Source organism: Microbacterium sp. NPDC006705, from assembly GCF_044903545.1.
Lineage (GTDB): Bacteria > Actinomycetota > Actinomycetes > Actinomycetales > Microbacteriaceae > Microbacterium > Microbacterium plantarum.
Genome location: NZ_JBJDQQ010000003.1, coordinates 84,701 through 95,856 on the forward strand (window position 1 = coordinate 84,701; position 11,156 = coordinate 95,856).

Sequence of the window (11,156 nt, forward strand, 5' to 3'; positions counted from 1 at the left end):
CCCTTCTGTCGGCGTTCAGTCTGCCAGGTGCGGCGGGCTCGTCGTCTGCACGCGCGGGCGTGACGGTGTGCGATGTCGCGCGAGCATCGCGCCGCCGCCGGCGAGCACCGTAAGCAGCGCCGCGACGGCGATCGCCGCCGACGGCGCAGCGCCACCGGTCGCCGCGAGAGAGCGAACCCCGGATGCCGCGCCGCGGGCCGTGCCGGCGCTCGATCCGCCCGGCACCGCCGATCCGCCCGGCACCACCGACCCGCCCGGCACGACGACCGGCGGCTCCGGCTCCACCACCACGGGCGGCTCCGGGTCGACGACGACCGGCGGCTCCGGGTCGACGACGACCGGCGGCTCGGGGTCGACCACGGGCGGGGCCGTCCCGCCGAACACGGCGATGTCGGCGGCTCCCGTCGATCCGGTGTACTCGGCTTCACCCCAGGCATCGAAGACGAGCCGGATCGCCGAGGTCGTGACACGCTCGAACGCCACCTCGCCGGGCGACTCGTCGCGGGACGGCGTGAACGTGGCGCCCGCCACCGCGAGCCACCGGCCGGTCGCCGCATCCCACCGCTCGACGCGCCAGGCGCGCGGCGGGATGAGCCCCCGCGCCTCGTCGTCTGCGGCATCCCGCGCGAGGGCGACCGACACCCGCTCCACGGTGACCGGGCCGCCCCACGTGAGCTCGAGCCACTGCTCGCCTACCCGAGGCCACGAGCTCCACACACTGCCGGGGTCGCCGTCCACGGCGGCAGCCGCGCTCGACCACTCGGGAACGTACGACGCGGTCGCCACGGCGGAACCGGTGATGTCGCGCACCGTCGTCGGGTCGGCGCACGGCACGGTGACGGTCACCGTGGCCCGGTGCGCGATCTCATCGATCTCGTCGACGCGGACGGTCATCCCGGAGTTGAGCGCGACCGTCTCGCCCGCCGTGACGAACTCGTTCGCCTCGGTCGTGTCGCCCGGCCGTTCCAGCAGGTCACCGCCGTACGGCTGCGCGGGGTTCGAGCGGAGGATCTGAACGCCCGACACGGTCCGTTCGGCCTGCCACGGGCTCGGCCAGGCACCGTCGCCGCTCACCGGGTCGGACGCGTCGCTGTACTGCACCCAGTACCGCGCGTCGGGGTTCTCGGGGTCGGTCCAGGTGAGCGTCCGGGATGCGGGGGTCCCGGCTCCCAGGCTGTCGAGCACCGCCGTGCGGGCATCGCCGCACACCGGCTCGCGAACGTTCGGGAGCACGCCCAGGCGCGCCAGGGTCGGGCTCGACAGCGGCAGGAACGACCAGGCGCCGCCCATCATGTCGGTCCGGTTGCCGTACTCGTCGCGCGGGCACTCGACGCCGGCGGGATAGTCCCAGCTCGTGTCGCAGCGGATGCTGGACGCGTGAGCCAGTGAGAGGTTGTGACCGAGCTCGTGCGCGAGCAGATACGGGTCGGGCCCGGGCTGGAACGTCCCGCCGCCGTCGTCGGGATCACCGGGCTGCTCACCGTTGGCCCACGTGGGGCACGGGTCACCGGGCGGGACCATGATGACGAGGTGCCGGGCCGCTCCGCCCTGCCAGCCGATCCGTTCGCGCAGCCACTGATGCAGACCGGCCGTGTCGCTGCATCCGATCGGCTGGTCGACGCTCTGCCAGTCGAGGAGCTGCTCGAGCTCGAAGCGGATCGCGCCGTTCGTCTCACGGTCGTAGAACTCGTCGACGAGCTCGAGCGAGCGCCGCGCCTCGTCCGCCGCGAACGACGGCTCCGAGCCCTGCGGCGCGAGGAGCGCGATCGTCACCCGGTGATCACGGATGTCGGCGCGTGCCGGGACGTCGACATCGACGAACCCCGGCCCGGCCTCGGCCCGCACGGGCGAGGCCACAGCGGGCGAGGCCCCCGCGAGCACCGCGGCGCTGATGGCGAGGACCGCGCTGAGGACAGCGGCCGTGCGACGGCTCGCGGCCGTCGCGCGGCGGGCGCCGACCGTCACGATCCCGCGCGTCCGGTGCGGGTCCGCGGCCGTGCTCCGACGCCGTCGGCGGTGCGGAGCATGCGCGGGAGGAGAACACCGCCGCCGGCCAGGAGCAGCAGCAGCGCCCCCGCCGCCAGCCCCGTCGGCACCTCGGCACCGGTGTTCGCGAGGCGACCGCTCGGCTTCGCGTCCGCGCGCACGGTTCCCGGACCGGCGACACCGGCCCCGGCTCCGCCCCCGGCTCCGCCCCCGGCGCCGCCCGGGACGTTCGGCACGCCGGGTGTGCCGGGCCCTCCCGGGACTCCGGGCACGCCCGGCTCATCGGTCCCGGTGGAACCGGTCTCGACCCGCAGCGAGCGGTCCGGCGAGACGTTGCCCGCGACATCGGTCGCGCGGAACACCACGTCGACGGCGCCCCCGCCGCGCGGCAACCGCAGCACGCCGTCGAGGGGTGGGCGCGCCGTGCCGTCTCTCGCGACGCGCAGCTCGCCGCCGCGCACCGGCACCCAGGCATCGCCCGAGCGCACCTCGACGACGCCGACCCCGGAACCGTCATCGGTGGCCTGCAGGTCGACCAGGAAGCCTTCCTCGTCCTCGCTCACCGAGCCCCGCACCTCCGGGGCGACCGTGTCGATCCGCACCGTCACCGCGACGCGGTCCGAGACGTTGCCCGCCGCGTCGACGGCTTCGGCCTCGACGAGATGGATGCCGTCATCGGCCACCACGACGTCATCCGACAACGGCTGCCAGGCCTGGCCGTCGATGCGAACGCGCACCGCCGGTGCCGCATCCGCGTCGTCTTCGGCGGCGCCGGCGAAACGCACCGGCTGCCGGAACCAGCCCGAGGCCGGCACCACGTCGGCGGTGTCGAAGCTCAGGGTGGGGGCGGTGGTGTCGACGGGCTCCGTGACCTCGGCGGTCCAGGCCTCGAACTCGTGCGCCGCAACGGAGCCTCCCGCCTCGGCCGCGCCCCACGACTGCATCAGCGCGCGCAGCGCCGTGGTCTCGACCGCAGCGAAGCGCACCTCGTTGCGATCGGTCGTCGACCGCTCGTAGACGTCGTCGGTCTCGACGTCGTGCCACGCGCCGGCGGCATCGCGGTACTGCAGCACCCACGAGCGCGGGGGGATGAGACCGGCGTTCTGGTCGTCGGCGGCATCCCGCGCGAACACTACGGCGGCACGGTCGAGGGTGACGGGGCGGTCCCAGGCCAGCTGCAGCCACTGCTCGCCGACACGCGGCCACGTGCCCCACGACGCGCCACCGAGGGCACCGTCCACGACGGCGTCGACGGGCGCCCACGGCGATGCGTACGACGCGGTCACCGCGGCGAACGGCGCGACGTTGCCCGTCAGCGGAGCGTCGGGCGAGCGCGGGATCGTCACCGGCACCGGCATCGACACGTTGCCTGCGGCGTCGGTCGCGCGGAGGTAGACGACGTGGCGCTCGAGGTCGGGGGCGGCGATCGGGGCGTCGTACGGCTGCCAACCCGTCGGCTCGTCCGCGGCGTACTCGAGGCTCGCGAGCCCCGAACCCGCGTCCGTCGCGGCGGCGGCGACCGTCCGCGCCTGCGCGTCGACGACACCCGTCGCCACGGGGGCGGTGCGGTCGACGCGCACCGAGACCGTCTGTTCGGCCGAGACGTTGCCCGCGGCATCCGTCGCCCGCGCCGAGACGGTATGGGTGCCGTCGGTCTCGATCGTGGTGTCGACACGTCGGATGTCCGACGTCGTCGTCCAGTCGCCGCCGTCGACCGACACCGCGATGCTCGAGCGCACGTCGCGGTCATCGGTCGCCTCGGCACGGACCGTCACGGCACCGACGAACCAGCCGTCAGCACCCTCCGCGCCGCGGGCCGTCAGCTGCAGCACCGGCGCGGTCACGTCGGGCTCGCCGGCGTCGCTCGGGTCGATCACGGTCACCGTGACCTCGACGCGCGCAGCCGCATAGCCCGTGGCCACGCCGCTCACCGTGAACGTGCCCGGCTGCGCGTATGCCGCCGGGTCGACGGCATCCCAGCGCACCGGAGCGGGCACGCGCTCGTCGCCGTAGCGCAGCTCGACGGTCTCGGGCAGCTCGGGCGCCTCGCCGACGGCGGTGCGGGTAGACACCGGGCCGTAGCCGTCGGCGGCCACGGCATCGACCGACCACTCCTCCACCGCCAGGGCCGAGTAGCGCGGCGTCGCGCCCGTTCCCGGCGCGGCGTCGAGCACAGCCCGCAGGCGCGTCGTCGTCACGGGGGCGAAGGTCACCTCGATCGGCGTGCGCGTCGTCGTGGGGTATCCGCTCGCTCCCTCGACATCCCGCCACCCGCCGTTCTGCCAGTACTGCAGCTTCCAGGCGCGGGGGGCCGAGACACCGTCGCCACTGCCGGGTTCACGGTCGCTCCAGAACTGGATCGTCGACCGGTCGATGCGCACCGGCTCGGTCCAGTCGTACTGGATCCACTCCGCCGCGGCACGGTCGCCGTCGTACGAGCCCCACATGTCCGGCGGCAGCGGGTTCGGGCGGACGATTCCGTCGTTCAGCGCGGCGATCCAGTACTGCGCAGGGATCGGCTCGTTCGATGCCGAGGCCGTCGCCTGCGGCGCGACGTTCGCGCTCGGGGTCTCGACCTGCTCGGCACCGAGCGTCGGGACGACCGGCAGGATGCGGGCGGGGGTGACGGAGTCGTCCCAGCGCAGGGCATCGACGGAGACCGAGCGGCGGAAGTGGTTGCCGCCCTCGGCGTCGGCCGTGTGGTACGCCATGTACCACTCCCCCTGGAACTCGGTGATCGCCGGGTGACTGGTTGTCGACGAGACCGGCGCGAGGATGCGGCCCTGCGACGTCCACGGCCCCAGCGGTCCGGGCGCCGTCGAGTACGCGATGCACGCGTGGTAGACCGCGGGCGTGCACCAGCTGTCGGGGCCGGCCGTGTTCGCGGCGTAGGCGAGGTAGTAGGTGCCGGCGCGCTCGAACAGCCACGCCGCCTCGAAGAACCCGTCGACGCCGCTCGTGATGGCGGTGGGCTGGCCGATGAGGCTGGTCATGTCGGCGCCGAGCTCGATCGCGAACAGCCGGCTGAAGCTGCCCCAGTACATCCACACGCGCCCGTCGCTCGCGACGTACACGGTCGGGTCGATGTTGTGGGCGTCGTTGCCGAGGATCTCCTGCGACACGATCGGCGCCCCGACCGCGTCGGTCCAGGGGCCGAGGGGGGTGTCCGACACCGCGACGCCGATGCCGAAGGGGTCGGGCGAGTCGCTGCCGGCTTCGTGCACGGGCACGTACCAGTAGAAGCGGCCGTCGGCGCCCTCGACGACCTGTCCGGCGTACGCGCGCCCGGGTGTCGCCCAGTCGAAGACCTGCTCGGGACGCATGAGCGCGGGATGCCGCTCCCACTCTCCGCCGCCGACGTCCGCGGTCGAGAAGGCCTGCCACTCGTTCATGATGAAGTCGTTCGTGGTCGGCCCCGCCTCGTCGCGCCCCGCGTAGACGTAGAGGGTGTCGTCGACGACGAGCGTGGCGGGATCGGCCGAGTACACCGAGCCGTCGCCGAGGATCGGGTTGTCGAGCGCGGTGGCCGCGGGGGCCGGCACGGCGACGGCGAGACCGGCGACGACGGCACCCGCGACGAGGGCGGCCGATGCGCGGCGGGGAAGCGAGCGGGGCATGACGGTCTCCTTCGACCGGAGCGACGGGTGCCGCGGAGAGAAACGGGGTGCGGCGGGGTCAAACAGCGCCGGCCGGCCCGCCGAAAAGGTGGACCGGAGACGTGCGTGGATGGCACGCTATCGAGCCCGCCCATGCGACCGCAATGCTTTTCGGTAATTTCGAAACGGCTCGAAATCGGGGGCGGCGCGCCGGCGCCGAGGCGCGCCGTCAGGGGGCGCGCGGTCTGCGTGCGCACCCCCTGACGACGACCGGGTCAGCTCAGGCGACGTCGGCGAGACCGCGCCAGCGCGGCACCCGCGCCGACGAGCGCGGCGCCGCCGAGCACCCAGGCACCGAGGGCGAACGTGCCGCCCGTGGCCGCCAGCGATCCCGGCTCGACGACGGTCACTCCGTACCACCCGATGACGCGGCCGTCCGCGCCGGTGATCGCGAGACGGTGCTCGCCGAGCGGCGCGTCGCTGGCCACGCGGAGCGAGACGGTTCCGTCCGCGGCGACGGTTCCCGATCCGAGCGCGCTCGGCGTCGAGAGCAGCCAGCCCGACACGTTTCGGCCGGCCGCGGCGGTTCCGACGGTGATTCTCACCGTCTCACCGCGCACGAGCGTCGTCGGACCCGACACCGCGTCGCGCGTCGCTTCCGTCAGCTCCGCTGACGTCGGAGCCTTCGAGGTCGTCGGCTGCGTCGTCGGACCCGGCGTCGGTCCCGCCGTGGGGCCGGGGGTCGGCGGGGTCGAGGGCCCGGGCGTCGGCTCCGGCTCCGGGTCCGGGTCCGGGGTCGAGCCGGCGGACGCCGTGAGCGCCGACACGACGATCCGGTCGATGATCGGAGACAGCTCCGCCCGCAACGGGACGCCGGGGAAGTTGTCCTCGGCGAAGGTCTCGCCATCGAAGTTCGGCTGCTCCGACGATGCGAACCGGATCTGGTTCTGCCCCTGGGCGAGGTCGAGCACCAGGGTGCGCTCCCAGAAGTTGTTGCGGTGGAAGGTCGGCACGAACAGCACTCGTTGCGCGGCGCCGTCGTTGACCGAGATGTCGGCGTGACGGGCCATCGGGTTCGGGTTGTAGTGCGTGGCCGGAACCTGCTCGGGGTTCGAGAACCGCACGACGACCGCGTGCGGACCCGCCTCGGCGGCATCCACCGTGAACGTGAGCGTGTTGTCGTTACCCGGCTCGCCGCCGATGCCGTCGACCGCCGCGCCGCCGTCGGCGAGGTCGGCTTCGACGACCGTCGCCGTACCGGCGAGTGCTCCGTCCTCGGCCTGGTAGGTGCGGTGCTCGATCTTGTCGCGTGAGCCCGAGACGGTGATCTTGTCGAGGGATGCCGCACCGCGCACGACGATCTTGTTCACGCCGCCCTGCAGCTGGACGTCGGCCGCTCCCGCGCGGGAGAGGTCGAGGATGTCGTCGCCGTTGAGGCTGACCGTTCCGCCGCCCGCGCCCGCGACCTCGAGGTAGGCCTCGCCGTCGGTGTCGCTGTAGACCCAGAAGGTCGCCGAGTCGGAGGCGTCGAGGACGACGGAACCGGGGTTCTGCACCGACACCTCGCCGTTGTGGTCGGAGTGCTCGGCCTCGTACACGGTGCTCGGGGCCGCCTCGGTCGTCTCCAGCGTGATGCGATCGATGATGGCGTCACCCCGGGTCGAACGCGATCCGTCCACGCTCGAGGTCGAGAGAGCGATCTCGTGACGTCCGGCGCTCAGCTCGACCCGGGTGTCGGCGTGATCCCACACGACCCAGCGGTAGCTGAGGGGCAGGTGGATCTCCTGTTCGCTGCCGCCGTCGACGGTGAGGAACACGTTCGTCGGGCCGTTGTCGGCGATCTCGGGGTCGGTGTTGAGGCTGCTCGAGAAGACCGACAGGTCGTACGAGCCGTCCTCGGGCACCTCGACGGTGAAGACCGCGGTCGAATCGGCGCCCGTGCGGAACCCGCCGATGTCGTAGGCGCCCGAGGTGAAGTAGTTGCCCACGGCGTTCGGCGATCCCTCGGGACCGTTGCGCGTCACGTCGCCGGTCAGGGCGGCATCCTCCGCCTCGTGCGAGCCCCGCCAGGTGGCGGCGACGTCGATCGGCTGCGCGTTCTCGCCGGGGGTGACGACGATCTCGTAGGCATCGGAGTCCGTCATCGCCGGCAGCCCGTCACGGCCGAACGGCACGGTGATCGTCCCGTCCTCGACGGCGACCACCCGGTCGCTCAGGAGCCGCGGCTCCGACGAGTCGCCGATCTGCCCGGTCCACCCGATCTCGCGCACCTGGACGCGCACCGACGTTCCGAAGGTCTCGCTCGAGATGCCGGTGACGTCGACGGGCGCGCTGCCGTTGGCGCCGCCGACGAGCGCTCGCGCGACGCGCTTGTCGTCGTCGATGGAGGCCACGCCCTGGAGCGTGTAGTTCACCCCGGGTGAGGGCGGGGTAACGGTGGCGGACTGACCGCTCATCTGCGCGTAGGCGTTGTACAGCCACCACTGCCCGTTGCCGCGGTTCTGCTGCACCGCCGAGTCCGACAGGTTGCCGTTGATGTTCCAGAAGGCGATCATCGCCTCGACCTTGGTGTCTTCGATCGCCGACATCCACTGCACCATCTGGCCCGGGACCGAGGTGTGGTAGTTGAACGCGTACTCGTTGATGTTGATCGGACGGGGCTCGCCCTCCCAGGCGGTGCCGGCGAATGCCGCGGCCTCCCAGCCGCGGTAGCGCGCCACCGACTCGCGGATGGCCTGCGGGTGCGACAGTTCGTGCCAGGTGACGATGTCGGGCACGGTGTCGGCCTGCACCGTGTGGCGGAGGAACCCCTCGACCTGTGCGAAGAGGTGCTCGGTTCCCGGGCCGGCGATGCGCAGCGGGATGCCGGTGCGCTCCGACCAGTCGCGGATGGTGCGGTAGGTGTCGTCCCACATCGCGAAGTAGACGGTGGGGTCATCGAGCCATGACACGTTGCCCGACAGCGACCACGGCACGTTGCGGTTGCTGAACATGTTGCCCTCGGGCTCGTTGAACGGCTCGATGACGAGGTGATCGGCGACGTAGCCGCGCTGGGTGTCGTCGACCGCGGCGAACTGCTCGATCATCTCGAGCTGGTCGTTTAGACGCTGGGTGTAGTCGGCGCGCCGCTCTTCGGGCGTGCTGCCCGGCACCTGATAAGGGAAGCCGCGGTAGTAGTCGGTGATGCGGAGGTAGACGTCGCCGCCCGCGCGGGCGAGGTTCGGCAGGATCTCCAGTGCGTCCGACCCGGGGTGCTGGCCGCCGTCCTGCGCTTTGGTCGCGACCGAGCGGACGTTCATCCCCTCGATGAGGTTGTCGGTCGGCATGCCGTCGCCGTAGAGGCCGTAGAGCAGGCCCGACGCGCCGCCCTGGAATTCGCCGGTGCGCGCCGACAGGTCGACCGTGAGCTCGCCCCGGGCGACGGTCACGTCGGTGCGGACGCTCTGGCCTGCCGCGACGCCCGACACGGTGAAGGTGCCGGGTTCGGCGTAGCGCTCGGCGGGGACGTCTTCCCAGTCGATGGCGATGTCTCGGGCGTAGCCGTCCGAGAACGCTCCGCGAACCGCCGGCGCAAGCGCGGGGGCTTCCCCGATCCGCGTGGATGCGGTGAAGACCTGCTGCGTCAGCGACTGCAGCGTGGGCTGCGCGGTTCGGCTGATCTCCGCCACGTCGGACGCGGTGAGCGCCGCCCGGTAGATGCGGAAGTCGTCGACGGCTCCGTCGAAGGCTGGATCAGGGTAGAACGACCGGCCGATCGAGCCGCCGAACTCCGACGTCGCCGTGACGAGTTCGCCGGGGGTGATGTCGGTCGTGGTGGTGGCCAGTTCCGTGCCGTTGATGTACGCGGTCAGCTCGTCGGCGTCGGTGTCGAGGGTGAACGCGAGGTCTACCCAGTCGCCGACGCGGAGGGGGTTCGAACCCAGGATCTGCTTCTCGGCAGCGCCGCCGCTGGCACGGGTGATGGCCGTGCGCAGGTTGCCGTCGCCCGATTGCGGCGTGAAGAAGAGGTACTTCTGGTTGTCGGTGCCGATCCCGAAGAGCCACTGCCAGTTCGCGCCGCCGTCCCAGCGAACCCGCGTCGTGACGCTGAGGTCCGTCGCCCCGGCGATGGGGTCGCGCGGGATGCGGATGGATCCGCCGCTCAGGTCGAGCGCGGCGCCGTCGGGTCCCGCGATCGTGGTTGCCGCGCCCGAGAGTGCACCGTTCCAGCCGTTGCCCGACGAGTCGGGAACCACGCCGTCGGCGACGCCGTCCATCGAATAGTGCAGGTCGGGTTCGGGGGCCGCGGCCGCGGCGGGCAGGGCGGCGCCGGTCAGCGCGAGGCCGCCGCCGACTGCGAATGCGGTGGTCACGGCGGTCACGCGTCTGCGCAGATGGCGCGATCGTGGATGGGTCATGTCGTTGCCTCTCTTCGGAACGGTGGAGTTCGGGTCGTGCGGGGGGTGGGAACAGGAGTGGGTCGTCACGGCTGCGGCGGTTGCGCGACCGAGCCGCGGTCGATGACGACCGGCGGAAGCAGGAGGTGGGCGTCGCGGGGCGCACCGTCCTCGATGGCGCCGACGAGCTGCGCCACGGCGCGGCGCCCGAGCTCTCCGGCGGCGCTGTCGATCGCGGTGAACGGCAGCGAGAACGCGCGGGCGAAGTCGTCCGAGTACCGTCCGATGACCGAGACGTCGTCGGGTGCGCGCAGGCCGCGTTCCCGCAGGACGAACGGCAGCGCCGCCGCGGCGGCCTCGTTGTTCAGCAGGATGCCGGTCGCATCGGGGTGCATGTCGAGGATGTCGTGCAGCTGGCGGCCGACGTCCGGCTGCGATGCGGCGGCGTGGTGACGGTGCAGGGTCACGCCCAGCCGATCCGCCATCTCCTTCGCCCCGGCGGCCAGACGCCAGACGTAGGCCCCGCCCCGGTCGACGACGTGGCGGGGTTGCGACACGAGGACGACCTCGCGGTGATCGAAGGCGTGGAGGTGACGCACCATCAGTCGCCCCGTCGAGCGGAAGTCGAGGTCGAAGACCAGGAGGCCCGCGGGGTCGCCCGGCGACCCGATGAGGACGCTGGGCTGATCGATCTCCGCCAGGACGCGAAGCCGGTCGTCGTTCTCGCCGACGTTGAGGAGCACGATCCCGTCGACCATGCGAGACGCCGCGAGTCGCCGCAGCGCCGCGACGCCGTCTTCGTCCGACACCAGCAGGGTGTCGTAGCCCAGATCACGAGCGCCGTCGGTCACCGCTCTGATGAACTCGAGCATGGCCGGCGCGAACTCGTCGGAGAGGAATCTCGCCATCAGGGCGAGCACCTTGGTCTGCGATGTCGCCAGCGCGCGTGCACCGGCATTCGGGGTGTAGCCCAGCGACTCGACGGCCTCCCGGACGCGCTGGCAGACGGGCTCGGAGATCGTTCGTTTGCCCGACAGCACATACGAGACGGTCGCCCGGGATACGCCCGCCGCGAGGGCGACGTCGGTGATGGTGGCCATGATGCCTTTCGGGTGAACCGGTTCAATGGTGAACCGGTTCACCGCGCCGTCGGAGTTCTGGGGGAGAGAACGAGGGGAAGGGGCCGGGGGTGTGATCC

The 11,156-nt window shown here is 72.4% G+C and carries 4 protein-coding genes; all 4 read right to left on the reverse strand.

The genetic code is table 11. The features are described from left to right. Positions 1-15 precede the first annotated feature (15 nt). Positions 16-1,965, reverse strand: coding sequence for a discoidin domain-containing protein (locus ACI2K6_RS14300; protein ID WP_404568893.1), 1,950 nt, complete (start codon positions 1,963-1,965; stop codon positions 16-18). After that, positions 1,962-5,603, reverse strand: coding sequence for an OmpL47-type beta-barrel domain-containing protein (locus ACI2K6_RS14305; protein ID WP_404568894.1), 3,642 nt, complete (start codon positions 5,601-5,603; stop codon positions 1,962-1,964). The genes ACI2K6_RS14300 and ACI2K6_RS14305 overlap by 4 nt, the downstream gene beginning before the upstream one ends. 254 nt (positions 5,604-5,857) lie before the next feature. After that, the gene (locus ACI2K6_RS14310) at positions 5,858-9,934 is read right to left on the reverse strand and encodes a LamG-like jellyroll fold domain-containing protein (protein WP_404568895.1); all 4,077 of its coding nucleotides are present in this window, start codon (positions 9,932-9,934) and stop codon (positions 5,858-5,860) included. Positions 9,935-10,044: 110 nt separating this feature from the next. Then, complete coding sequence (locus ACI2K6_RS14315; protein ID WP_404568896.1) at positions 10,045-11,058, reverse strand: LacI family DNA-binding transcriptional regulator; 1,014 nt, start codon at positions 11,056-11,058, stop codon at positions 10,045-10,047. Positions 11,059-11,156: the final 98 nt, after the last annotated feature.